Consider the following 24,379-nt stretch of genomic DNA (forward strand, 5'->3'; position numbering starts at 1 on the left):
CACCCATGCGCATCTTCCCGATCTCCGACCTGCACCTGGAGCGGCGGCGCCTCGACCTGATCGCGCCGCCGGCCGAACCCTTCGACCTCCTGGCGTGCCCAGGCGACCTGTACGAGGGCCACCCCGAGCGGGGGCTCGCGGCGCTGCTGGACCTCGCGCAGGGCCGGCCGATCGTGCTGGTGCCGGGCAATCACGAGCGCTACGCCCCGACCGGCGACCCGCGCACGGCGCCCGAGCTGCTGGCGGCCCTGGAGGCGGAGGTCACCCGGGTGAACGGACTCGGGGCCCGCATCCACCTGCTTCAGCACGCTCAGAGCTGCGTCATCGACGGCGTGCGCTTCATCGGCACCACCCTGTGGAGCGATTGGACCCTCGCCGGGCGCTGGCTCGCCGCCGAGACGCCCGATCGCCCCGAGGATCCGGTGGCCTACGCGGCCGCGCGCATGACCGATCCGGTCACCGGCTCCCGCGAGTATCGCGGATCGATCCGCAAGGCCGACGGCACCCCCTGGCAGCCAGCGGACGCGATGGCGGCCCACCGGATCGAGCGGGCGGCCCTGCACGAGGCTCTCCGGATCGCCCATAACGGCCCGACCGTGGTCGTGACCCATCACCCGGCGAGCCCCCTGGCGGCCGACCGGTTCCGGGGCGCGCCCGGCGTCCCCTGGTGGGTCCCGGCCTTCTACGCCTCCACGGCGCTCGACGACCTCGCCGATCCCGAGCGGCCGGGCCTGTGGATCTCCGGCCATTTCCACGCGGGTCACGACATGCGGATCGGCCGGTGCCGCTGGGTCGCGAACCCGGTGGAGGGGGCGACCTACCGGCCCGATCGCGTCGTTGTCGCCGACGGCGAGTAGTTTAGTCCCGCATCGTCCCGTCGAAATGTCGATCCCGTGTCGTTCCGCACAGCTTGGCTGTAACGGCGGGATGTCGGCGCTCCGGATGTGCGTCCAACCCTGATCAGCCCCGGATGTCGGGGCTCTGGTTCGGGAACCTCATGGCCGGATTTAGCCTGACGACACGCGGGATCGCGGCGGCTGTTCTTGCCGTCTACGGAGCCCTCGCTACGACGGATGCGCGCGCCGGGTCCGCGGCTCAGCCCGGACAGACGGTCGGGCTTCCGGTCGGCGCCCAGCTCCCGGTGGGCCTGTACTTCGTGAACCTGTCGAGCTTCGGAACGCGCAGTACGCACCCGCGCGACTCCTCAACGAACGTCAACCTGCCGACCTTCGCGTGGTCGACCCCCTGGGACGTCGCGGGCGGGCGCCTGCAGTTCTTCTTCACGCAGCTGGTCGCGGCGGCGAGCAGCCGGGGCGCGCCCTATCAGAGCGGGATCGGGCAGCAATTGCTGGCCGCCCAGCTCGCCTGGGATCTCGGCGGCGATGTCGGCGTCAGCTACCTGTTCGGCGGCTATCTGCCGATCCAGACAGGGTTTCTCACGCAGTCGGCCTCGCTGACCCACCGCTTCGCGACGAGCTACACCGGCCAGGACTGGAACCTCACCGCGAACCTGCTCTACGGGATCTTCCTCGACCCGCGCTCGCCCGCCGGCACGCTCTATCCGGACTACCTGAACCTCGACCTGACGGCGACGCGGAAATTCGGCAAGTGGCAGGTGGGCGCGGTCGCATTCGGCTCCACCGACCTGCCGACCCGCGTCGTCGGCTACCGTCCGCAGGGGCAGATCGCGGTGGGCGGTCTCGTCGGCTATAATTTCGGGCCGGTGAACCTGCAGGCCTACCTCACCCGTGACGTGGTCGCGCGGAACTACGGCGGCCGGGAGATCCGCGGCTGGCTGCGGGCGATCGTGCCCTTGTACCAGGATACGGCCGAAGTCGAGCCGAACCGCACCCTGGTGACGCGGCGTCAGGCCGAGTAGGCGTGCCCGTCCTGGTTGCCCCAGCGTCGTCTTTCCGGGGCGCCGCAGGCGAGCCCGGAATCCAGAGACACCGCGGCCGCCGAGACGAGTCGCCTCGGCGTGTCTGGATCCCGGGCTCCGCTCCGCGGCCCCGGGATGACGTGTTCGCGCCGGACCTTCAGCCGTGCACCAGCACGTTGCGGAACTGCCAGGGGTCGCGGGTGTCGATGTCCTCGGGGAACAGGCCGGGGCGATCGGTAAGCGGCGTCCAGTCGGTGTAGACGCCCACGACCGGGCCGAGATACGGGGTCTGGACCTCCAGGCAGCGGCGGAAGTCCATCTCGTCGGCCTCGGCGATGCCGGCCTCCGGGTTCTCCAGCGCCCAGACCATGCCGGCGAGCACCGCCGAAGTCACCTGCAGGCCGGTGGCGTTCTGGTACGGTGCGACCCGGCGGGTCTCCTCGATGGAGAGCTGCGAGCCGTACCAGTAGGCGTTCTTCTTGTGGCCGTAGACGAGCACGCCGAGCTCGTCGATCCCGTCGACGATCTCGGTCTCGTCGAGGATGTGGTGCTGCTCCTGCACCTTGGCGGCGTTGCCGAACATCTCGTGGAGCGACAGCACCGCGTCGTCGGCCGGGTGGTAGGCGTAGTGGCAGGTCGGCCGGAACACCGGCGTCTCGCCGTCGCGCACCGTGTAGTAATCGGCGATCGAGACGGCCTCGTTGTGGGTCACCAGGAAGCCGAACTGCGCGCCGGCGGTCGGCACCCAGGTGCGCACCCGCGTGTCGGCGCCCGGCTGCAGCAGGTAGATCGCGCAGCGCGAGCCCTTCTCCTGCTCGCGGGCATTGGCGGGCTTCCAAGTCTCATGGGTGCCCCAGCCGAGCTCCGCCGGCTGGTTGCCTTCCGAGACGAAGCCCTCGACTGACCACGTGTTGACGAAGACGCCGCGCGGCTTCGGTCTTGGCGCGCTGGGTGTCCCGCTCGGCGATGTGGACGCCCTTCACGCCCAGATCCTTCATCAGGCCGGCCCACTCGGCCTTGGTCTTGGGCTCCGGCCGCTGCAGGCCGGTATCCTGCGCGATGTTCAGGAGCGCCTGCTTGACGAACCACGACACCATGCCGGGATTGGCGCCGCAGCACGAGACCGCGGTCGTGCCGCCGGGCTTCTGCGCGCGGGCGTCGAGGATGTCCTGGCGGAGCGCGTAGTTGGTGCGGTCGCCCTGGCTCTTGGACTTGTCGAAATAGAAGCCCGGCCAGGGCTCGGCCACGGTGTCGATGTAGAGGGCGCCGAGCTCGCGGCAGAGTTCCATGATCGCGCGCGACGAGGTGTCGACCGAGAGGTTGACGCAGAAGCCCTGACCGCCGCCTTCGGTGAGGAGCGGGGTCAGCACGTCGCGGTAGTTCTCCGGGGTCAGGGCGACTTTCTCGAAGCGAAGGCCGTGCTTCTCGGCCAGCGCCCGGTGGGTGTCGACCGGGTCGATCACCGTGAAGCGGGCGCGGTCGTATTCGAAGTGCCGCTCGATGAGCGGCAGGGTGCCGCGGCCGATCGAGCCGAAGCCGATCATCACGATGGGGCCGGTGATCCGGCCGTGGATCGGGTGACGGGTCGGCTGGTCGGTCATGCGGGAGGTCCTCGGTCGGGCGGACAGGTCGTGAATCCGCGGGTTCTGGCTGGCGGGCGGGTTATGGCGCGCATGTGACAGTGCGGCGACAGGCCCGCGCAGGCGGGGCCGATACGGCCCAGGGTCCGAGTCGCCGGAAGCGCGCTCAATGGCGGCTCAGCCGCCGACGGTCAACCGCGCTGCAGCGTCGGCTCGCGCTTGGAATCCGCACTACGGAGCGAAAGCAATGCAGCTCAGTCCATCGCGGATGCTGTGCCGGGCGCTGCACCTGAAACTGTTAAGCTTCCTCTGAAGATCCCGTAGTTGGGCATGAGTACGGCGCATGCGTCATGCGCGTCTGATCAGATGGCAGGCGCCAGCTGCAGGTCTCATATTGCAACGCAACAAGGCCGCCGAGACGGCCGCGCGATAAGGGTTTGCGGAAGCGCTCGAGATCTCGATTTCGGAGTCCGTCATGCTCGCGCTCATCACCTCTCGGATCCCCGGTCCGGCCACCGAGTCCGCCGACCGCGATCCCGGCTTCCTGACCCTCGTGTTCGCCGTCGCCCGTGCCGTCCGCACCGGCAGCGAGACCGCCTTCGCCCGGCGCTGTGCCCTGGCCCGCGCCGTCGGCGGCCCGAACCCCCTCTGACGGCATCACGACCGCGCGTCGTGCATGCCTGGGCGATTGCGTCCCCCCGGCTTGGGCATTAGGCGGCACTGCCGCTCTCTGGCCACGGGGGATCGTGATTCTATGTCGACACTTCGCGCGCTGGTACGCGTCAGCCTGATCGGGACGCTGGCCCTGGCCGGCTCGACCCTGTCGCTGCGCGCTCAGGATGCCGAGCCCGAGGCGGTTCCACCCTCCGACGCGCCCGCGCAGGCCCGTCCCAAGCCCCGTCCCAAACCCGCGCCGAAGCCGGCGGCCAAGTCCACGCCGGCCAAGCCCGGCCCGGCCGAGGCCGCCGCACCGGCGGCGACGCCCGCGGCAGCGCCGGCCCATGCCGCCTGGCCGGCGGGTGCCAGCACCGTCAGCGAGAGCTACGGCGACTGGACGATGACCTGCACGCGTCCCGGCGAGAAGGTGATCTGCATCGTGGCGCAATCGCAGGGCGATTCGCAGACCGGGCGCCGCAAGTTCGGTTTCGAGCTCCAGACGCCGGCGAACGGCCGGTCCGAGGGCATCGTGCTGATGCCGTTCGGTCTCGCCATCGAGCCGGGCGTAACGTTCAAGCTCGACGAGCAGACCCTCGGCAAGGGTGCGCCCTACACGGCCTGCAGCCAGGACGGCTGCTTCGTGCCGATCAGCTTCCCGACGCTCGCCCTCGACGGCATGCGGACCGCCAAGAAGCTGATCGTGACCGGCCAGAAGTCGGGCAGCTCCGATCCGGCCGCGATCACGGTTCCCCTCGAAGGCTTCGCACAGGCCTTCGACCGCGCCGTCGCCTTCAGCGGCTGAGGATCGGCGCGCCCGTGATCCCGGGCACGCTCGCGGCGACCGAGGCGGCGTTCCGGCCGATTTTCCCGATACGGTTAAGGCAGCGTTAGCCGCGCTGCCGCAGGATCCCGCTGTGATGTGGCGCCGCGCGCTGCGGCCCCACCGGTGCCGCGCGCCGGGATCGGATCGGCGAGGCAATGGGATCGGAGGGCGGGCGCCCCTGCATCGGTCGTGTGTTCGGCGTGCGGCTCCTGCGCATGTCGCTGCCCGTGCTCGCCCTTCTGGCGTCGGTCGATCCGTCGCTGGCCGCCAAACTGATCGGCGCCAAGGGCAGCGAGACCGGCAGCGGCGCGGGCGGCTACGGCCGGATCGTGCTCAATTTCGACAAGCCGGTTTCGGTCAAGGCCAAGCTCGCGGGCGGTGTCCTGCTGGTCGGCTATGGCGAGCGCGTCGCGCAGGGACCGGAGCATCTGGCCGACGAGATGCCGGCCTACGTGTCCAGCGTCCGCCGCGATCCCGACGGAACCGGCCTGCGGGTCGCCCTGCAGAGGCCCTATCGGATCAATGTGCAATCGGCCGGCGAGCGCGTGTTCGTCGATCTGTTGCCGGAGGGCTGGTCAGGCCTTCCGCCGCCGCTGCCGCCGGAGGTCGTCGCCGAACTCGCGCGGCGGGCCAGGGTGGCCGAGGAAGCCCTCAAGGCGCGCATACCTGAACCGGTGCGCAAGCCCCTGTCCCTCGAACTCGCCCGGCTTCCGACGCTGACGCGCCTGTCGCTGCGCGTCCCGGCGGACGCCGTGACCACTGTGACCAGCGAGGGACCGGTGACGCGGCTGCGGGTCGTCGGAGCCTGGACTATCGATGCCGGCGAGACCCGCGGACGACCGCGCCCCGGGATCGCCAAGCTGGCGACCGAGATCGATGGGACGTCGGCCAGCCTTCTGGTCACGCCCGAAGACGGGTACACGATCGGCACGGAGCGGGAGGACGGGGCCCTCGTCCTCGACGCGGTCCGGCGGAAGCCGCCCGAGCCGGTCAAGAATGTCGCCGAGGTTCCCGGGCCGACGGCACAGCCGGCCGCCGCGGCTCTGCCCGGTCCCGCTCCGGCGACACCGAGCCGCGCGGAGGCGCCGGCGGTCCGGAGCCCGTCGCCCGAGGCGCCTCCGCGGCGTCAAGCCGGGGCCGGTCTCGTCTTTCCGTTCCAGTCCCTGCCGCCGGCAGTCCTGTTCGAGCGCGGCGGCATCGCCACCCTGGCGTTCGAGACCGCCGAGCCGGTCACCCTGCCGACGGGCAGCCAGGGGCTGGTCCCGCTGGGCCCGCCGTCACGGACCGGGCCGCTGACGGTACTGCGCTTCTCGGTTCCGCAGGGGCGCCTGGTCGACCTTAACGCCGTCACAAAGGGGAGCGGCCTCGGCTGGGAGCTGTCGGCGGGTGATACGCTGAGCCCGAGCGACAGCCTCGATCCCGTACGCCAGCTCGACCCCTCGGGCCGCGTCGCCGTCTCGCTCGGCCTGCCGCGGCCGGGCTCGGCGACATGGCTCGATCTCGACGGTGAGCGCGTCGCGGTGGTCACCTCCGCGGCGCGGCGCCCCGTCGGCAATCCGAAGAGCCGCCGCTTCGCCGATTTCGAGATCCTGCCGAGCCGGCACGGGCTGGCGGTGCTCGCCGGAGCAGACGACCTCGCGGTACGGCCCGAACTCGATGCCGTGACGATCGGGCGGGAGGGCGGTCTCGCCGCCTCGGCAATCGCCCGGAAGGCCGAAACGGTTCTCGCCGAGGCGGGGACCCTCGCCATCGCGCGGGAGGCCTGGGAGCGGGCGCGCGCTGGAAACGTGCGCGAGACCCTGCGCGGATTGGCTAACGCGGCCTCCGCGGCGACGCCTGCCGAGCGCGGCCCCGCCCGCCTCACGCTCGCGCGCGCCGATCTCGCCAACGGTCTCGATTTCGAAGCCCTTGCGGCTCTCGAGACGGCCGCGTCCGACGATCCGCTGCTCGCCGCCCAGCGCGACACCGCTGTCCTGCGCGGCATCGCACTCGTCCGGATCGGGCGGACCGCCGAGGCCCTGAAGGCGCTGAGCCTGCCGACGCTCACCGACGACCCCGAGGCCGCCCTGTGGCGAGCCATGGCGGCGGCCGGATCGGGAGACTGGAAGGCCGCCGAGAACGGCTTCCTCAAGGTTCTGCCGCTCGCGAACGGCTACCCCGCCGATCTCGCCCAGCAGATCCGCGCCGCGGCGGCGGAATCGGCGATCGAGACCGGCGATGCCGAGACTGCGGCGGCCCGCGCGGAGGATGCGCGCGATCTGTCGCCGTGGATCCGCGACCGGCTGGCCCTGGTCCGCGCCCGCGCCGCGGAGGCCACGGGTCAGACCGAGGCGGCGCTCGACGCCTATACCCGCCTGGAGGGCACCGCATTGCGCCCTGTCTCGGTCGAGGCGAGCCTGCGGGGCGCGCTCCTGGCCCGGGCCGCGGGCAAGCTCACATCCGACGCCGCGATCGAGCGGTTGGAACGCATTGGCCTGACCTGGCATCGCGGGCCGATCGACGAAGCCATCACGGCGGGCCTCGCGCGCCTCTATCTCGCGGCCGGCCGCTGGCGCGACGCCTTCACGACGGTGCGCCGGGTGAACGCGTTCGCGCCGAATGCGCCCGCCTCGGAGGCCCTCACGCGCGACGCGCAGGCCGCCTTCGAGGACCTGTATCTCACCGACAAGGGCGACAGCCTCTCGGGGGTCGACGCCGTCGCGCTGTTCTTCGACTTCCGCGAGATGAGCCCGATCGGGCGGCGCGGCGACGAGGTGGTGCGGCGTCTGGCCGATCGTCTGGTCGAGCTCGACCTGCTGGACCCGGCCGCCGACCTCCTCAAGTACCAGATCGACAACCGGCTGACCGGACCCGCCCGCTCGGCCGTCGCGGCGCGGCTCGCCACGGTGCGGCTGATGGACGACAAGCCCATGCAGGCGCTGCAGGTGCTCGACGCCACCGACCTGCCGGAACTCCCGCGCGAGCTGAAGCGCGCCCGCGGTCTTGTCCGCGCCCGCGCCCTATCGGATCTCAGCCGCACCGATCTCGCGCTGGAGACGATCGAGGACGAGAGCGGCCCCGACATCCAGCGGCTGCGCGCCGACATCTACTGGGGGGCCCGCCGGTGGCGCGAGGCCGGGGAGGCGCACGAGGGGCTCCTCGGCGACGCGTGGCGGTCGGGCCAGCCTCTGGACGAGACGGCGCGTTCCGATGCCGTGCGCGCCGCGATTGCCTACGATCTTGCGGGCGAGGTGATCGGCCTGGAGCGGCTTAAGGCGAAGTTCTCGGAAGCCATGGCGGCGAGCCCGGACGCGCGCACCTTCGCGCTGCTCACGGGCGCCAACCCGACCCTTGCCCCGGGTTTCCGCGCCATCGCGGCCCGCGCCACCAAGGCCGAGACCCTGTCGGCGTTCCTTGCCGAGTACCGCAAGCGCTACCCGGACGCCGCGACGCCCGAGCGCGGAAAACCGGACGCCGCGGGCGGCCAGGAGCCGTCGGGCGCCGAGCAGCAGAGCAGCGCCGCGCCGGCCGGTGCGCCGCCGGGTTGAGCGGCACGACGGGAGCCCGCCAGGGATGCAGGGCGATCGCGGGCCCAGGCCGAGCCGTGCCTGGCACAGCCCGGATGCCAGAACGTGGTTATGAAAGCCACGCTGCCGCGCAGGCAGCCGGTCGGCACGATGCGAAGGGTTGTCGAACTTCCACCCCGTCATTCCGGGGCCGCGGAGCGGAGCCCGGAGACCGGAACCGCCGGTAATCATCCACGGCGAATCTGGATTCCGGGCTCGCCTGCGGCGCCCCGGAAAGACGGGCTGGCTTTGTCGTCCACGCGGATCTGCCGGTTCGGCAGCCCGCCGCGCCGAGGATCGGGAAAACCCGGTCCGGCCGGTGTCTACTGCGTCAGGTGGGCGACCTGAAGGGCCTTGTCGAACATGGCGTTGAGGGCGGACGTGATGTCGGCCGGGGAATTGGCCGTGAAGAAGAAGCCCGGCGACGCGCAGCTCTGCAGGGGGGTCGCCAGCGTCGGGCTGAACCCGTTGACGCGGTTGTTCTCCCAGGCAATGCCGCCGCCGTAATCCTTGAAGTTGATGATGTTGTACGGGATGTACAGGACCGAGACCGTCGCGCCGGCCTTCTTCAGGGCCGCGCACTGGGACGGATCGATCTGAGCGGGCTGGGATCCGTCCCAGTTCCCGGCTGCATAGCCTCTGAACGTCGAGGGATTTCCCGGGTAATAGTATTTCCCGCTGCTATTTGTGGAGTAATGCTGGCTATTCTGCATGCCGTCGGTCACGAGGAAGACGAAGGGCTTGCGCGCTGTCGTGCTGGAGCCGTCGTTGAAGCCGCCGGACGCCGTGATGGTGCTCTGCATCTGCGGCAGGACGACCTCGAAATGCGTGCCGCCGGCGCCCGTGCCGGTGCTCGGGTCGTTGTTCGTGTAGAGCTGCGTGGTGCCGGTATCCAGAAGGTTCGTGAGCGCGAGGGGCCAGGGCTGGCCCGAGCACTGGGCGGCCGTGTTCAGCGTCGCGATGGAGCTGTTGATGTCGGCGAGCACGCCCATCTGGTTGATGAAGGGGTAGAGGCCGACCCGGTACTGGTTCTGCATCGTCGGGTTCGAGGCCCGGGTGATGAGGGAGCAGACCGCGCTGTTCAGCGCGTCCGACCGCAGCTGGATCTTGCCCGAAGCGAGGCTCCAACCCTTGTAGCCCGGAAAGTGGCAGGCGAACTGGCAGCCCTGCTTGTAGTCCGACCAGTTGTCGGTGTTCTGGGATGCGAGTTTCGCCATGCCGTCGGTCGTGGCCGGCAGGCCCATGGAGCCGGACACGTCGAGCAGGAGGTAGAAGTCGAGATAGCTCGGAAGATCGGCCGTGGCCGTGACGGTGTTGCCGAAGGTCGTGGTCGGCGTCCGGAACATCTGGCCGAAGTTGTTCTTGACCGTGGCCGTGTAGGTGATCGCCGAGGTGATCGTCTGGCCCTGCCGGGAGATCTGCGGCGCCTGGAGCTGGACCTGCGCGAACGGCACGTTGCCGGTGTTGACCGTGAAGGCGTTGGTCGCCTGCGCGGCTCCGGCGGCGAATGCGTTGGCGCTCAGGTTGGTCTGGCCCGGATTGGCCGCGAAATAGGCCTTGCTGGCGACGACACCCGCGATGGCGGCCGCGTCCGCGGCGGCGTCGACCTTCGCCTTGTCGGTGATCGCCACGCCATAATCGACGCCGTAGCCGACCAAGCCGATCAGCGGGATCAGGCTGAAGGCGAACATGATCGTCACGTTGCCGGATCGGGCGCCACGCAGGGACGCGGCCCGGTCCCGGAGGCGGCGGGCAGGGTTGCGGATCAGGGGCATTTCGTGGCGATCCCGTCATTGCCCGTCGTGTCGAGATCGACGAGCGAGGCGTAGCGCGGCTGCACGTACATCGAGCGGGCGATCCGTATGGCCGGGATGAACCGCGCGCCGAATGACGGCCGGAACGTGAAGACCACGTCGACCGCGATGAGGGAGCCCGGACCGAAGACGGAGCGCGGCAGCGTGGCGCGGCTCGGCGCGGCGGTGTTGTCGGCGGGGAGCTGTGCGGGCGTGCAGGGCCGGTAGTTCCCCCGGTCGTCCCCGTGCTCGTCCAGACGACCTTCGCGGCGTAGCAATTGCTCAGGTCGGTGGTGCCCGTGCAATTGGAGGCGGTCTGCGTGAAGTTGACCGACGCGAAGGTGATCGCGATGTCCTGCCACCATTGCAGGCCCTGCCGGGGCGCGTCCTTCATCAGGTAGGGGAACAGGACGAGGGCCGAGTCGAAGCTGAAATGCAGGTCCGTGGCGTTGACGGTGGCGGTGGTGGAATTCTGGGGCGGCTGAGCCTGGGAGATCATCTGGCTGATCGACTGCGCGATCAGCTCCACCTTGCGGGTGGCGTTGATGTAGGTGACGAGCTGGATCCCCGCGAGCATCAGGACCAGCAGCACCGGGAAGATCAGCGCGAACTCGACCGCCGACACCGCGCGGGTGTCGGCGATGAAGCCGCGCGTCGGCGATGGCAGGCCGGCGGACATCAGTACAATTCGTTGCGGAAGGCCGCTGTCGAGACCGTCAGGTAGGCGGGCGCGCCGTTGAAGGTCGCGCTGCTTCCGAGGATCGACGCGAAGGCCGCGGGCATGAACGTGATCGGGTAGATCACCAGCAGGTATTGGTAGGCGCCGCGCGAACCCAGCGTGTACTGCCCCGAACCCGGTGTCAGCGTCGGGATCGCCAAGCCGCTCATGTCCGATTTGACGAAGCTGTAATACCCGCTCGGCGAGCCCCCGGGCTGCACCACGTACAGGTTGATCATGACGTTGCTGCACTTGAGCACGGCGGGCAGGTAGCCGCACAGAGCCGTCCTGAACCCGGCCTGATCCATGGATTGAGTCTGTGCCGCGCCGGTCATGATCTGCCGCGACGCGCGCGTGGTGGCGTAATCGAGTGATTGATTGATAAAAAGTATAGTGGCTACTGTCATGACAAACAGAATAGCCAGGATGAACAGTCCGGCGACGAGGGCGAACTCGACGGCTGCGGCGCCTCCACGATCGTGAATAAAGCTGCGCATGGAAAACATGCGCCTTGTTCGCATAGGAGTGCTAAATGTCGGTTAAAGCAACCCTGAAGACTCCGATGTTAAGTCTATAGGTTGTTATCCACCATAGCTCTGCACCAGCGAGCCCGCCACCAGGGTCCACCCGTCGACCAGCACGAAGAAGATCAGCTTGAACGGCAGGGACACTGTGGCCGGCGGGACCATCATCATGCCGATCGCCATCAGGACCGAGGCGACGACGAGATCGATGATCAGGAACGGGATAAAGAGCAGGAAACCAATCTCGAAGGCGCGGCGCAACTCCGAGATCATGAAAGCGGGGGTCACGATTTCGAGACCGACATCCTCAGGACCTTTCGGCGCCGGAATCTTCGCGAGGTCGAGGAACAGCTTGAGGTCCTTCTCGCGCACGTTGCGCAGCATGAAGGTCTTGAACGGCGCCGATGCGCGCTCGAAGGCCTGAGCCTGCGTGATCCGTCCGGCGATCAGGGGCTCGATCCCGGCGCTGTAGGCCGTCCGTCCGGTGGGCGCCATCACGAAGGCCGTGAGGAACAGCGCGAGGCTGACGAGCACCGCGGTCGGCGGCGCCGTCTGCGTGCCGAGCGCCGAGCGCAGGATCGACAGCACGACCACGATCCGGGTGAAGGCCGTGGCCATCACCAGCACGGAGGGCGCGACCGCCAGGATGGTGATCAGCGCGACCAGCTGGAGCGCGCGCTCGGTCGTGCCGCCGGCGCCCAGATCGAGGGTGACGCTCTGGGCGAGCGCCGGGCTCGCGGCGAGCAGCGCGCCGGCCAACCCTGCCAGGGCAGCCAGGACACGGTGCCGGCGGCGCAGGGTCGGGCGTGTACAAGTCAGGCGGGTCTGCACGTCGATCATCGGCGTCACGGGCAATGTCAGGTCGGTGTCGCCGGGCGCACGTTGGCCCGCCGGGCCTCGAGATTCTGCCAGACGAGCAGCGCGGGCAGGCCGAGCACCACGTCGGGCACCCGGCGGGCGAGCGAGAGGGCGATGGCCGTGCCGGCATCGATCCCGAACAGGCCGCAGACCAGCACGAGGCCGCCTTCCTGCACGCCGAGGCCGCTCGGGACCAGGAAGGCGGCTGCCTTGATGGCCTGGCTGAGCGCCTCGATCACCAGGATCTCCGAGACGCTGACGTGGTCGATCCCGATACAGGCCAGGACGACGGCGATCTCGGCCGCGCCCAGGAGCCACGCCAGGGCGTGCAGGAGGCAGGATTGCGCGAGGTGGCCGCGCCGTCCCGCCGCCCAGACCGCGTCCAGCGCGCCCTGGATGCGCTGGCTCGGCTCGGGGCGGGCCTCGGTCTCGCGGACGAAGCGCCGTCCGAGGGCGGCGACCCGATCCTCGATCACCCGCACCACGCCGGTGCGCTGGAGCGCGAAGAAGGCCGTGATCACCAATCCTGCGACGGCCAGCGTCCGCAGCGTCCAGTTCGCGAGCTCGGCGGCCTGCGCGCCCTCGACCCGGGTCAGGAGCCCGGCCCCCAGGCCGGCGAACAGGCCGAGCGTTCCGACCTGGAACAGGAGGTCGGCGAGCACCGAGGCGGCCGCCAGGGAGCCCGCGACCCCCCAGAAGGTGAGAAGCCGCGCGCCCACGACCTCGCCGCCGACCGAGGCCACGGGCAGCAGCACGTTGATGCCCTCGCGCACGAAGCGCAGGATCAGGCAGGCCGCGGCCGGGGCGGGCGACAGCCCGTCGAGGATGCGCGCCCAGGCGATGCCGCACAGCACGATCACGAGCGCCCGCACCAGCGTGACGCCGGCAAAGCCTGCCACCCCGATCCGCCCGAACGCCGCGGCGACGGCGCCGAGATCGTTGGTCGCCACGAGCCAGACCGCGAGCCCGAGGCCGATCAGCGTGCCGAACAGGGGCAGGCGGCGCAGCACGGCCCGGCCTGCCCGGCTCTTCCAGGAGACGCGGTCGCCGGTCACGGTCGGGGCGTGCGGGTTGCGCGTCGGGAAGGGGGCAAGAACGGCAGCTCCAGGTCTGGGCCGGTCAACCGGCCGGCGGCGATTCGTCGGTCGCCATCGCCGCTAGAGCGGTATTGGGGCCGAATTCGGGGGCCGAAGAACGAGGCCTCCCGGGTTGGAGCACGGCGGCGAGCGCCGCTTCCGGGCTCGCCCCGGGATCGAGGAGGATGACGCGACCGGCCGCGACGCTGGCCCCCGTCGCGACCGCCACCGCGCGCTTCGGGCAGGGTCCGAGGCAGCTGGATTCGGCGATGCAGAGCTTCGTCCGGCTGCCCGTCCGCCCATCCTTGGCCGCCTGCTTCCCGGCCCGCTTCAGAAGCGCACGGATGGCGCGCGGGCGCAGGCCCTGCCGCTTCGCACATTTCGCGCACACCGCCACAACCTCGGTGAGCTTGGTTTTGGCCAAGCCTTTGGCCACAGCCTTAGCCGAGCGGCCGGTGAGGCGGCGATCCGCATCGCCCTCGAAACGAGGTTCTGTCATCATCCGGAGACTCTAGGACGCGATACGGGGGCTGGGCTACGGTGCCCGTCGCCGCGGTGCGGCAGACGGCGGGGGCGCCATAAAAAGGGCCTAAAAGAACGGGATTCCGGAGCCGCGCACGGGCCGCCCCTCGGCCGGCGCCGCGGCAGCGGAACCGGCGCAGACCCAGGAACACAGAGCGGATGAGCTTCGGCGACGTCAAGGACGACACGCGCGAAGGTGAAATCGTGACGTTTGCCGCCTCGGCCATGCCCGAGCTGCGGCGGAGCGCGGAAACGATTCGGCCGGTTCCCGAGAAGCGCAACGCCCGGGCGCTGATGGCCTCGATCCGCGAGCGCATGGACTGGACGCGCCTGCCGGGCCTCGGTCCGCGCGAGGAGGACACGTCCACCTACGGTTCTCGGATCATCCGGCGTGTCGGCCTGTTCGTCCTGCTGCCGACCCTGGTGATCGGGCTCTACCTGTTCGGCTTCGCCTCCAATCAGTACGTCGCCGAGGCCCAGTTCGCGGTTCGCGGCAACGTCGAGCCGATGGAGAACATCTCGCTCGGCCAGTACACGAACCTGATTCAGAAGCACAACAGCCAGGACAGCTTCATCGTCCGCGACTACATCGGCAGTCAGACGATGGTCGAGGCGCTGGAGAAGAGCATCGGCATCTCCAAGATGTTCTCGCGGCCCGAGGCCGATTTCTGGACGCGCTTCGACCCGAGCGACCCGATCGAGGATCTGACCAAGTACTGGCGCAAGCACGTCGAAGCGCATATCGACTCGATCTCGGGCGTGATCCGCCTCACGGTGCGCGCCTTCACCCCCGAGGATGCTCTGACCATCACCCGCGAGGTGGTGGCCCGGTCTGAAACCCTGATCAACGCCATCTCGAAGCGCGCGCAGGCCGACATGGTCGCGCAGGCTCAGGCCGACGCCGCGACGGCGCAGGAACGCCTGCGCAATGCGCATGTCGCGCTGCAAAGCTTCCGCAACCAATGGGGCGTGATCGACCCGATCAAGTCGGCCGAGGGAACGCTCACCACCCTGAACACCCTGCGGAAAGACAAGCTGAAGAACGAGAACGACCTGCAGGTCTTGCGCAGCTCGAACCTCGACGAGCGTTCGCGCTCCATCCAGACGCTGGTTGCCAACGGCGCGGCCATCGACCAGCAGATGAAGCTGCTACAGGACGAGTTGACGAGCGCGGGCGCGGCGGCGGGCGGCGGTCCCAACCTCACGGAAGCCCTGCTCCAGTACGAGGGTCTCCTGGTCGAACGCACGATCGCCGAGAAGCTCGAGGAATCGGCCAGCGGGATGCTCGACCGCGCCCGCATCGCGGCCAGCAAGCAGCACATCTTCCTGGCGACGTTCGTGCCCCCGGTCCTGCCGACGGACAGCCTCTACCCCGAGCGGGGCCATACCCTCCTCGTGGCGTTCTTCTGCTTCTTGGTGATCTGGAGCTCGTGCTCGCTCCTGGTCGCCGGTATCCGCGACCAGCGGATGTAGCCCGCCGCAGGCGGGCTCTGGATCCCGCGCTGCGCGGTCTGTAGAGGGAGGCGGCCCGGTCTCCGGGCGCCCCGGTGAAACGAGCGAAGTCTAACACTCCATGTCGGATTTCTCCGATCTCGTCGCGAAGGCGATCCAGCCGTCGATGACCCGGGAGGAGCGCGAGGCGGTCTATACCGTGGTGCGGCAGGCCGTGCTCCGTCTGCAGGAGCGGGAGGCGCTGCCGCCCGACGACCCGCGCGTGGCGCTCCAGCGTCATCTCGCCGAGGAAACAATCCGCGACGTGGAGGGCGACGTCGCCCGCTACGCGTCGCTGCGCAAGCTCGAAGCGGCTTTCGCGGCCCAGAACACCGCCGATAAGGCGTCCCAGGCCGGCCGCCGCTAGAGCCTTCTCCGCTGAAGCGGAGGCCGGTTAGGCGGCGAGCGCGCGGTGAAGCCAGGATCCGGAGGCGTGCCCGATCGCACCGCGACCGGCACGGCTCTTGCGCGGTCCAGTCGCCCTGAATCCTCTCAACCGCAGGCCACGCTCGCCCGGACGCTGCCGGGCTCGGCCACGTCGAGGCCCGCCGAGACATACTCGTTCAGCTTGTTGCGCAGAGTCCGGATCGAGATCCCTAGGATCTTCGCCGCGTGGGTCCGGTTGCCGAGGCAGTGATCTAGCGTGTCGAGGATCAGGTCGCACTCGACCTGGGCCACGGTTCGGCCGACGAGCCCGCGGGTGGCGGCCTCGGCGACCTGCGCGGCCCGCGCCGCCGGTCCCTGCGCGGTGATCGCCTCGCCCTCCGGCGACAGGATCGCCTCCGGGCCGATCGCGTCGCCCGAGGCCAGAAGCACCGCCCGATGCAGGGTGTTCTCCAGCTCGCGGACATTGCCGCGCCACGGGTTCTTCAGCACCAGCGCGCGCGCCTCCGCCGAGAGCGGACGGGCCGGGACACCGTTCACGGCGGCGTATTTCTTGGCGAAATGCGCGGCGAGTTCCAGGATGTCGGCCGGCCGCTCGCGCAGGGGCGGCAGCTTCAGGGCGACGACGTTGAGCCGGTAGAACAGGTCCTCGCGGAACGTGCCCTTGCGGACCTCCTCCACGAGGTTGCGGTTCGAGGTGGCGAGAACGCGGATGTCCACCCGCACGGGGGCCGTGCCGCCGACCCGATCGATCACCCGCTCCTGCAGCGCCCGCAGCAGCTTCGATTGCAGGCGCACGTCCATCTCGGAAATCTCGTCGAGGAGCAGCGTGCCGCCGTTGGCCTCCTCGAACCGGCCGATGCGCCGGGCGACCGCGCCGGTGAACGCGCCCTTCTCGTGGCCGAACAACTCGGATTCGAGCAGGGCCTCGGGGATCGCCGCGCAGTTCACCGACACGAAGGGCTTGCCGGCGCGGTTGGATTTCTGATGGACGTGGCGGGCCAGTACCTCCTTGCCGGTGCCGCTCTCGCCGGTGATCAGCACCGAGGCCTCGGAGCGGGCAACCTGCTCGGCGAGCTTGACCACCCGTTCCATCGACGGGTCGCGCCAGACGAAGGCGGCGCGGTCGGTGGCGACCGCCTCCAGCACCGCGGCGATCATCTCGGGATCGGGCGGCAGCGGGATGTACTCCTTGGCGCCGGCCCGGATCGCCGCCACGGCGGCCGAGGCATCCGCCGAGACGCCGCAGGCGACCACCGGCGTGCGGATCCGCTCCCCTTCCAGCGCGGTGACGAGGTCGCGGATCGGCAGGCCCACATCGATCATGATGAGGTCGGCGCCGCGGGCGCGCAGGACGTTGAGGCCCTGCGGCACGGCATCCGCCTGCGTGACGGAGGCGCCGCGCTGCATGGCGATCTTCGAGGCGGTGATCAGCTCGCCGTTGAGCCGCCCGATCATCAGGAGCCGCATGGTTCGTCCCTCTCAAACATCCTGGCGCGGGTTGCGCGCCCGTTGGGTAGGCTGCCGGCATCGGCGCCCGTCCCGCCCATCATTCGCCCTTGACGATCTCGGTCATCGTGACGCCGAGCCGGTCCTCAACCAGGACGACCTCGCCGCGGGCGACAAGCCGGTTGTTGACGAACACGTCGATCGCCTCGCCGACCTTCCGGTCGAGCTCCAGCACCGCGCCGGGCGCCAGCCGGAGCAGGTCGCCGATCGGCATCCGGGCGGAGCCGAGGACCGCCGAGACCATCACGGGCACGTCGAAGAGCTGCTCGAGATCGGCCGCCGTCTTCGGGGTGGTGGGCGCGTCGCGGATCGACCCCGCCGCGTAGTCGGTGTCGTGGTCGCCGAGCTGGGGCAGGCTGAAATCGTCGGACATCAGGATCTCCTCACGGGCTCGTCGGCAGGCCGAGGGCGTCCAGAACCGCCGCCTCGATGCGGGCGCGCTCCCGCACGATGCCGCCATCGGCCCATTCGATGCGGGCGTCGCCCGCCGCCATGTCGGGATCACCCAGCACCACCAGGCGGCCCTCGTAGCCGCGCTCGCGGGCGAGGCGCTTCACCAGGGTCTCGGCCTCCTCGGCGAGGCTGTCATGCACCCGCACCACCAGATGAGGCACGCCGCGCAGGTGCTGGAGCGCCGTGCGGGCCGCCTCGCCGATGCCGGCGAGGGGCGCGGCGTCCAGGGCGTCGCCCGCGACTTTGCGGGCGATCAGGATGGCTACCTCGACCGCCTGTGCCTCGCGCTCGACGTCCCGCGCGTCGGCCTGGGCGATCAGGCCCGCCGCGGCCAGCGCCAACCGGGTCATGGCGTCGGCGAGCCGGCCCTGGACCTGCGACTCGGCCTGGATCCGCCCCTCCTGCACGCCGCGCGCATGCGCCTCCGCCTCGGCCTGGGCGGCGGCCTCGGCGGCGCGCTGTGCCTCGGCGCTCGGGCGTGCGCTGCGGAAATCGGTCTCGAACAGGAACGGCTTGGCGCTCCGGGCGGATTGGGCGCTCAATAGACCAGCTCCTCCTCGGCGCTATTCTTGGCGATCATGATCTCGCCCTTCTCCGCGAGATCCTTGGCGATCTCGGTCATCTTCGCCTGCGCCTCATCGACCTCCTTGAGCCGGACCGGGCCGAGGGATGCCATCTCGTCCGTGAGGTTCTTGGCCGCCCGGGTCGACATCTGCTGCATGAAGAAGGCCCGGGTCCGCTCGTTGCCGCCCTTCAGGGCGCGGCACAGGGTTTCGTTGTCGACCGAGCGCATCAGGGTCTGGACGCTGCCCGGATCGAGCTTCAGCAGATCCTCGAAGGTGAACATCAGCTCGCGGATGCGCTTGGCCGAGCCGCGATTGGCCTGATCCAGGGCGGCGAGGAAGCGGCCTTCCGTCTGCCGGTCGAAGGCGTTGAACACGTCGGCCATCATCTCGTGGGCGTCGCGGCGCTGGGTCTGCGCGATGGTCGAGACGAACTCGACCCGCAGGGTCTCCTCGATGTGGCGCAGGGCCTCCTTCTGCACGGTCTCCATGCGCAGCATCCGGTTGAGGCAGTCGATGGCGAAGTCCTCGGGCAGGATGGTCAGCACCTTGGCGGCGTAGTCGGCCCGCACCCGCGAGAGCACCACCGCCACGGTCTGCGGGTACTCGTTGCGCAGGAACGAGGCGAGGATCTCCGGATCGACCTGGGCGATCGAGGCCCAGACGCGCTTGCCGGACGCGCCCTTGATCTCCGCCATGATCAGCGAGACCTGGTCGCTGGGGAAAATCTTCAGGAGCAGCGCCTCGGTCCGCTCGAAGTTCGACGAGATGCCGCCGCTGTTGCCGAGCTTTGTCACGAACTCGATGATCAGCTTCTCGACGGTCGCCGCCTCCAGCGTGCCGAGCTGGACCATCGCGGCGCTGACCTTCTTGATCTCCTCCTCTTCCAGCATCTGCCAGATCGGCGCCCCTTCCTCCTCGCCGAGCATCAGCAGGAGCGCTGCCGCGCGCTGGGGACCGGGCATCGCCGCGAAGGAATCGCCGCCCGCCGCCGCCAAGGTGTTCGCCAATCCTGCCGCCATCGACCTGCTCTCGACTCCCTACGCGTCACTCATCCTGGATCCAGGTGCGCAGCACCTCGACGGTCTCGGAGGGGCTCGCCCGAACCATGTCCACCACGCGCTGGACCGTCTCGGCCTGGATCTGGCCGTTGATCTTGGCGAACTCCATCAGCCGCGCCGTCGGGCTGTCGCGGTCGATGACCGTGACCGTGGCGCCCGGACCCGCGACCACGGACGCGTCGCCGACGATGCCCATCCCGGGCCCGGCGAGCGACGGCGGCGCCGGAATCGGCGCGAGCACCTGACGCACCAGCGGGCGCACGACCGTGAGGAGGACGACCAACGTCAGGAGAGCCAGCACGGCGAACTCAGCCATGCGCAGCACGTCCTCCTTGGTGGGGGCGAGCAGCGATTCGATCAGCGTCGGCTCGGTGAATTGCGGCACGCTCGGCGCCTCCGCGAAGCGCAGGTTCACCACCTCGATCTGGTCGCCGCGCGCCTTGTCGAAGCCGACCGCGCTGCGCACCAGGGCGGTGATCCGCTCGAGTTCGGCGGCAGGCCGCGGGCTGTAGGCCGGCTTCCCGTCCGGCGCGGTGGCGTAGAGCCCGTCGACCACGACGGCCACCGACAGCCGCTTGATCCGGCCACCCTCCGCGATCTCGGTCTTGGTGACGCGGGAGATCTCGTAATTGGTGGTCTCCTCGTTCTTGTTGGTCGCGTCCTTCGGGCTGGGCGCCTTGTCGCCGCCATTGGCACCCGGCAGCTCGTTGCCGACGCTGACCTGCCCGTCGGCATTGCTGGTCAGCGCCGATTCGGTGCGGGTCTGGGCGGAGCGCACCACGCGGCTCTCGGGATCGAAGGTCTCGGAGCGGCTCTCGATGCGGTTTAGGTCGAGCTCCGCGTTGACCTGAACCCGGGCCCGGCCGGGGCCCACGATGCCGGCGACAACGTCCTCGATCTGGCCGCGCAGGCGCCGCTCGAGGGCGACCTGCCGGTCCTCGAAACCTTCGGCGCCGTCGGCCTTAGCGTCCCGGGCGCCGTCGGCCAGCAGCCGGCCGCGCTCGTCGACGATCGAGACCCGCTCGGGCTTGAGCCCCTCCACCGCGGAGGCCGCGAGATGGCGGATCGCCCGCACCTGACCGGCATCGAGGTCGCCCATCAGCTTCAGCACGATGGCGGCGCTCGGGCTCTCCCGGTCGCGCTCGAACAGGCGGCGCTCGGGAAGGACCAGATGGACGCGGGCCGCCTGCACCCGGCCGATCGCCCGGATCGAGCGGGCCAGCTCGCCCTCGAGCGCGCGCAGGTGGTTCACGTTCTGCACGAAGTTCGTGGACGAGAACGCGTCGCCCTTGTCGAAGATTTCGTAGCCGACGCCGGCCTGGGTCGGCAGGCCCTTGCCGGCCAGGTCCATGCGCAGCTTGGCGAGATCGGGGCGGGGCGCCAGGATGGTCTGACCGGCGTCGCCCCGGGTCTCGTAGCGGATGCCGCGGCTGTCGAGCTCGCGGACCACGCTGGCGGAATCCTGCATCGACAGGTCGGAGAACAGCACGCCCATGTCCGGGCGCGAGACCCGCAGGATGATGAAGGCGAAGAAGCCGATGAGCGTCAGCGTCACCGCCGCCATGGCGGCGATGCGGGCCGGTCCGAGCTTCGTGACGAGATCGAGGACCGGCTTCACGGGCGGGGTCGCTGCACTCTGAACGCGAGGCGGACCCCCACGGCCCGCTCGGCAGAAATTGCCCGGTCCATGGTTAGCGGGTCGTTAATGCCGGGCCGTGCGGCGGCCGCGAGGGGCGTCGAAACGCTGAAAAGCCGCGCCCGGGGTCCGGACGCGGCTTCATACTCTCCCGAGGCCGGTCCAAAGACCCAAACTGCGCTGCCGAGGGCGCACGCTTCGGGAGGGGTGACCATCCCGCCCTTCCCGGACCGCGAAGCGGACCCCGGGTCCAGAACCGCCGATGCGCCATGTCGTGGCACCTTCGGTGTTGACGGGTTCCGGGATCGCCTGTGGCGCCCCGGAACGACGGTGCGATGGCGAAGCTCTGCGTGTCGAAGCAGGGCGGTTGGGGTCTTCACGCCACCGTCCTGTGGTGGCGCTGGGGATCAGTGCCGGTAATGCTGGATCCGGGTGGTACGCAGGCCCGCCAGACCGTGCTGGTCGATGGAGAACTGCCAGCTGAGGAATTCTTCGGTGGTCAAGGTGTAGCGCTTGCACGCCTCCTCCAGGCTGAGGAGACCGCCGCGCACGGCCGCCACGACCTCCGCCTTGCGCCGGATCACCCAGCGGCGGGTGCTCGGAGGCGGAAGATCCGCGATCGTCAGGGGGCTGCCGTCGGGCCCGATCACGTACTTCACTCTCGGGCGGCTCGGTTCGGTCATGATACGCTCTACACTCGACTGACCTGTCGAGCATTGAAGGTACTTGCGCCCGCTTAAGAGATGTTGAAGCGAGTCACTCGGATGTGATTCGTTAAGTGCCACTTGTGGACAACCCGATGGTCTGCACGCTGGACAGCGGCACTTTCTGTGAGCCGATCATCAGGACCGGCGTCGTCCCGCTGAGATCAACCTCGTCCACGGTGCCGGTCAGGCTGGTGTCGACCGCGACGCTGGAGCCGGTGGCATCCGTGGCCGAGACCTTGATCGAGTAGGTGCCGTCCGTAGAACTGAGCCCGGCCGAGGTCTTGCCGTTCCACGTGTAGGTCTGGCTGCCGGCGGTGAGCGACGTGGTCTGCGTGGCCACGACGTTGTTCTTAGAATCGAGGATCGTGATCACCGCCTTGGAGGCTGCCCGGGCCGGTGCCAGCGTCCAAGAGGCGGAGCCGTTGGAGAGCTGCGCCGAGCTGCCGTCGGCCGTGATGGTCTTGCCGATGTAGCTGGTAGCCGAGGCCGAGCTCGCCGATTGCGACGCGCTCAGGATGTTGTCGAGGCGATCGTTGGTCTTGAGCTGCTGCTCGACACCGGCGAACTGCACCAGCTGCTGCGTGAACTGGTTGGTGTCCATCGGGTCGAGGGGGTTCTGGTTCTTGAGCTGTGTGGTGAGCAGCGTCAGGAACTGCGTGAAGTTGCTGGCGATCTCGGTGGCGTTGCCGCTGCTGCTCGACGAGGAGCCCGTCGTGGATGTCGTGCTGGTAAGGCTGGATATGCCGCTCGTCATGCCGTTCTCTCCGATGAGGCATCGGAGCGCGGGGCTCGGATGCACGATGTCTGCGTGTCAGTCCGTGGGACCGGTTAGATCCTGATGTCGACGCCGCCATAGCCGCGGAGCCAGCGCGTCGGCGCGATGTCCTGCGGAGCCTCGGCCTGATCCCGGGTCCAGGTGGCCGGTCCGCCACGGGGTGCATCGCCCTGCTGGCCGCCATTGCCGCCCTGCGCGCCGCCATCGCCGCGCAGCGACAGGTTCAGGCCTCCGGCCGAGGGATCGAGGCCCGCCTGAGACAGCGCCTGCTGCAACTGGCCGGCATCGCGTTGCAGCATCGCCAGGGTCTCGGGCCGATCGACTACCAAGTGGGTCGTGACCGTGCCGCGCGCCTTGTCGATTTCCAGCTTGACGTCGATCCGCCCGAGCTCAACCGGGTCGAGCCGGATCTGGAACTCCTCGATCCGTTCATCGAGCGCAGGCCGATGGCCATCGGCACCTGCCCATGGGAATCGCCGGGTCCGTCTGGGCGGGAGCGGCGGCCTGCGCGGCGGTTGCGGCATGCGCCGCATTGGTCCCCGCGGCGGGCGGAAGGCCGGGATTCGCCGGAGGCGCCGCCTGCACGGCGCCAGCGGCCGCGCCCTGACCCGCATCTTGAGCGCCTCTCGGGCCGGCATCGGCGAGGGCCGCGAGGAAATCCTTGCCATCGGCGGCCGACGCACCCGCCGGGTCGCCGGTACCGGGTTGCACGACCTCGACCGGAGCGCTGCTCTTTCCGGCCTTGCCGGAGGCCGTCGACGTCGCGAGTGCTGCCGCCCCGGTGACCGACCCCGCCACGCCGGCGACGCCGTCCTTGGCGTCACCGCTCGTCGAGCCGGCTCCGGGCTGTCCGGGTGGCACCGCGCCGGGCGAGGCTACCTCGGAACCGTCGCCAGCCACCGCTGCACCGGCGGCGCGGGCCGAGCCGCTCTCCGCCAGTGTGGCCAGCAGCGCCAGCAGCGTGGCTGCGGGATCGGCGGTCGCGGCCGGAGGCACGGCGTTCGCCTGTTGCGGCTGCAGCGCCGCTTCGGCGTGTTGGTCCTGATCAGGCGCCACCTCGGGCGCTTGAGGGCTCGTCTCCCCAGCGGCCGCTGTCGTCGCGCCGGATTTCGGTGCGACCGAAGCCGCATCGCCGCTCCCCGCCTGGGTCGTGGCGGTCGATGTTCCCGCATCCGTCGCGGAAGCGGTCGAGGCGGCCGGAACATCGGTCCGCGACGCGCCCGGAGCTTGCGCGGAGACATGCGCCGGCTTGGCTTGGCTCGCACGCCTGTCATCCGCCCGAGCCTCGGCCTGCAGGCTCGCACTCCGCGTGCGCTCCGATGCGGCCCGCGTCGCGTCGGCCTGATCGCGCTGGGCCGTCTGACGGGCGCGCGCCGCGTCATTCTGGTCCTGGCGAGCGGCTGCCCGGGCGCGCACCTGGACCGCGTCGTCCCGGGTCTGGGCGGCGCTCAGGGCGGCGCCGAAGCGGTCCTGCGAGGAGTCACCGGCACGGGCCGCGACACCCGCTGCTTCCCAGCCCGAGCGCGTGGTGGACGCCGTCCGCGCGGATGAGATCCACGATGTGACATCCAATCGATCCGTCGTGCCGCTCGCCATGCCGGGCTCCTCTCGACATCTCCCACAGCAAGGCGCGCGCCACCGAATGGAATGGATAAGTATTTCAGAAACCAGCACTTCTTGTGTCGGGCTGTCGCACCTTCAGGGCCGAAGCTGCCGCGCGCCCGGCAGGATCTGCCGAGCGAGCCTGTCTGGGCGCACCGGCCGGCCTGGAAAGCAGAGCGGGATCCCGCTATAGACGCATCGTGCAGCCAGGAAGCTTCCGAGC

At 69.9% G+C, this 24,379-nt stretch carries 22 protein-coding genes and 2 pseudogenes; 7 read left to right on the top strand and 17 right to left on the bottom strand.

Annotated features, from left to right (window positions below):
- The first annotated feature begins 5 nt into the window (after positions 1-5).
- On the top strand, positions 6-857 hold the full coding sequence (locus tag M6G65_RS29795) for a metallophosphoesterase (RefSeq protein WP_250103226.1): 852 nt from the start codon (positions 6-8) through the stop codon (positions 855-857).
- A 140-nt stretch (positions 858-997) separates the two neighbouring features.
- On the top strand, positions 998-1,879 hold the full coding sequence (locus tag M6G65_RS29800) for a transporter (protein ID WP_238194835.1): 882 nt from the start codon (positions 998-1,000) through the stop codon (positions 1,877-1,879).
- A gap of 157 nt (positions 1,880-2,036) precedes the next feature.
- On the opposite strand, the pseudogene M6G65_RS29805 reads toward M6G65_RS29800, so the two are convergent.
- Positions 2,037-3,480, bottom strand: a pseudogene (locus M6G65_RS29805) (homospermidine synthase).
- A gap of 454 nt (positions 3,481-3,934) precedes the next feature.
- Here M6G65_RS29805 and M6G65_RS29810 point away from each other — a divergent pair.
- The 3 genes from M6G65_RS29810 (at position 3,935) to M6G65_RS29820 (ending at position 8,466) form a co-directional block, all read left to right on the top strand.
- Positions 3,935-4,111, top strand: a complete 177-nt coding sequence (locus M6G65_RS29810; RefSeq protein ID WP_192706408.1) for a hypothetical protein — start codon at positions 3,935-3,937, stop codon at positions 4,109-4,111.
- Between the two features lie 102 nt (positions 4,112-4,213).
- Positions 4,214-4,918 carry an invasion associated locus B family protein gene (locus M6G65_RS29815; protein ID WP_238194837.1) on the top strand — a complete coding sequence of 235 codons (705 nt, stop codon included), beginning with the start codon at positions 4,214-4,216 and terminating at the stop codon, positions 4,916-4,918.
- A 176-nt stretch (positions 4,919-5,094) separates the two neighbouring features.
- Positions 5,095-8,466: a hypothetical protein gene (locus tag M6G65_RS29820; RefSeq protein WP_250103227.1), complete on the top strand. Its 3,372-nt coding sequence runs from the start codon at positions 5,095-5,097 to the stop codon at positions 8,464-8,466.
- Positions 8,467-8,807: 341 nt separating this feature from the next.
- Here M6G65_RS29820 and M6G65_RS29825 read toward each other — a convergent pair whose 3' ends face one another.
- From M6G65_RS29825 to M6G65_RS29850, 7 genes and pseudogenes are all read right to left on the bottom strand, one after another.
- A complete protein-coding gene (locus M6G65_RS29825) occupies positions 8,808-10,259 on the bottom strand; it encodes a TadE/TadG family type IV pilus assembly protein (RefSeq protein ID WP_250103228.1) in 1,452 nt (483 codons plus the stop codon).
- A complete protein-coding gene (locus M6G65_RS29830; protein WP_250103229.1) occupies positions 10,250-10,555 on the bottom strand; it encodes a hypothetical protein in 306 nt (101 codons plus the stop codon). Before M6G65_RS29830 ends, M6G65_RS29825 begins: the two co-directional genes overlap by 10 nt.
- Before the next feature lie 293 nt (positions 10,556-10,848).
- Positions 10,849-10,956 (bottom strand): annotated as a pseudogene (locus tag M6G65_RS33830) (TadE/TadG family type IV pilus assembly protein); the annotation flags it as partial.
- Complete coding sequence (locus M6G65_RS29835; RefSeq protein ID WP_250103230.1) at positions 10,956-11,492, bottom strand: TadE/TadG family type IV pilus assembly protein; 537 nt, start codon at positions 11,490-11,492, stop codon at positions 10,956-10,958. The gene M6G65_RS29835 and the pseudogene M6G65_RS33830, both read right to left, overlap by 1 nt.
- Positions 11,493-11,576: 84 nt before the next feature.
- The gene (gene fliP / locus M6G65_RS29840; protein ID WP_238194954.1) at positions 11,577-12,359 is read right to left on the bottom strand and encodes a flagellar type III secretion system pore protein FliP; all 783 of its coding nucleotides are present in this window, start codon (positions 12,357-12,359) and stop codon (positions 11,577-11,579) included.
- Positions 12,360-12,376: 17 nt separating this feature from the next.
- Complete coding sequence (locus tag M6G65_RS29845) at positions 12,377-13,432, bottom strand: flippase-like domain-containing protein (RefSeq protein ID WP_238194842.1); 1,056 nt, start codon at positions 13,430-13,432, stop codon at positions 12,377-12,379.
- 64 nt (positions 13,433-13,496) lie between these two features.
- Positions 13,497-13,955: a hypothetical protein gene (locus M6G65_RS29850; RefSeq protein ID WP_250103231.1), complete on the bottom strand. Its 459-nt coding sequence runs from the start codon at positions 13,953-13,955 to the stop codon at positions 13,497-13,499.
- Between the two features lie 179 nt (positions 13,956-14,134).
- Here M6G65_RS29850 and M6G65_RS29855 point away from each other — a divergent pair, with 179 nt between their 5' ends.
- The gene (locus M6G65_RS29855) at positions 14,135-15,448 is read left to right on the top strand and encodes a KpsE/RkpR family capsule polysaccharide export protein (protein WP_250103232.1); all 1,314 of its coding nucleotides are present in this window, start codon (positions 14,135-14,137) and stop codon (positions 15,446-15,448) included.
- 100 nt (positions 15,449-15,548) lie between these two features.
- Entirely contained in the window at positions 15,549-15,833 is a 285-nt protein-coding gene (locus tag M6G65_RS29860; RefSeq protein WP_250103233.1) for a hypothetical protein, read from the top strand.
- Positions 15,834-15,958: 125 nt separating this feature from the next.
- On the opposite strand, the gene flbD is transcribed toward M6G65_RS29860, so the two are convergent.
- The 9 genes from flbD to M6G65_RS29905 form a co-directional block, all read right to left on the bottom strand.
- The gene (gene flbD / locus M6G65_RS29865; RefSeq protein ID WP_238194845.1) at positions 15,959-17,320 is read right to left on the bottom strand and encodes a sigma-54-dependent transcriptional regulator FlbD; all 1,362 of its coding nucleotides are present in this window, start codon (positions 17,318-17,320) and stop codon (positions 15,959-15,961) included.
- A gap of 79 nt (positions 17,321-17,399) precedes the next feature.
- The gene (fliN, locus tag M6G65_RS29870; protein ID WP_192706419.1) at positions 17,400-17,732 is read right to left on the bottom strand and encodes a flagellar motor switch protein FliN; all 333 of its coding nucleotides are present in this window, start codon (positions 17,730-17,732) and stop codon (positions 17,400-17,402) included.
- Between the two features lie 10 nt (positions 17,733-17,742).
- Complete coding sequence (locus tag M6G65_RS29875; protein WP_250103234.1) at positions 17,743-18,354, bottom strand: FliH/SctL family protein; 612 nt, start codon at positions 18,352-18,354, stop codon at positions 17,743-17,745.
- Positions 18,351-19,397 carry a flagellar motor switch protein FliG gene (locus M6G65_RS29880; RefSeq protein WP_238194847.1) on the bottom strand — a complete coding sequence of 349 codons (1,047 nt, stop codon included), beginning with the start codon at positions 19,395-19,397 and terminating at the stop codon, positions 18,351-18,353. Before M6G65_RS29880 ends, M6G65_RS29875 begins: the two co-directional genes overlap by 4 nt.
- Before the next feature lie 25 nt (positions 19,398-19,422).
- Positions 19,423-21,054 (bottom strand): flagellar basal-body MS-ring/collar protein FliF, encoded by a 1,632-nt coding sequence (gene fliF, locus M6G65_RS29885; RefSeq protein ID WP_238194848.1) that lies wholly within the window; start codon positions 21,052-21,054, stop codon positions 19,423-19,425.
- Positions 21,055-21,479: 425 nt separating this feature from the next.
- Complete coding sequence (gene sciP / locus M6G65_RS29890) at positions 21,480-21,755, bottom strand: CtrA inhibitor SciP (RefSeq protein WP_007569077.1); 276 nt, start codon at positions 21,753-21,755, stop codon at positions 21,480-21,482.
- A gap of 91 nt (positions 21,756-21,846) precedes the next feature.
- Positions 21,847-22,533, bottom strand: coding sequence for a flagellar hook assembly protein FlgD (locus M6G65_RS29895; protein WP_238194849.1), 687 nt, complete (start codon positions 22,531-22,533; stop codon positions 21,847-21,849).
- A 74-nt stretch (positions 22,534-22,607) separates the two neighbouring features.
- Positions 22,608-23,078, bottom strand: coding sequence for a flagellar hook-length control protein FliK (locus tag M6G65_RS29900; protein ID WP_250103235.1), 471 nt, complete (start codon positions 23,076-23,078; stop codon positions 22,608-22,610).
- Positions 22,984-24,228: a prolipoprotein diacylglyceryl transferase gene (locus M6G65_RS29905; RefSeq protein WP_250103236.1), complete on the bottom strand. Its 1,245-nt coding sequence runs from the start codon at positions 24,226-24,228 to the stop codon at positions 22,984-22,986. The genes M6G65_RS29900 and M6G65_RS29905 overlap by 95 nt, the downstream gene beginning before the upstream one ends.
- Between the last annotated feature and the right edge of the window lie 151 nt (positions 24,229-24,379).

Origin of the sequence: Methylobacterium tardum (assembly GCF_023546765.1) — a bacterium.
Lineage (GTDB): Bacteria > Pseudomonadota > Alphaproteobacteria > Rhizobiales > Beijerinckiaceae > Methylobacterium > Methylobacterium tardum.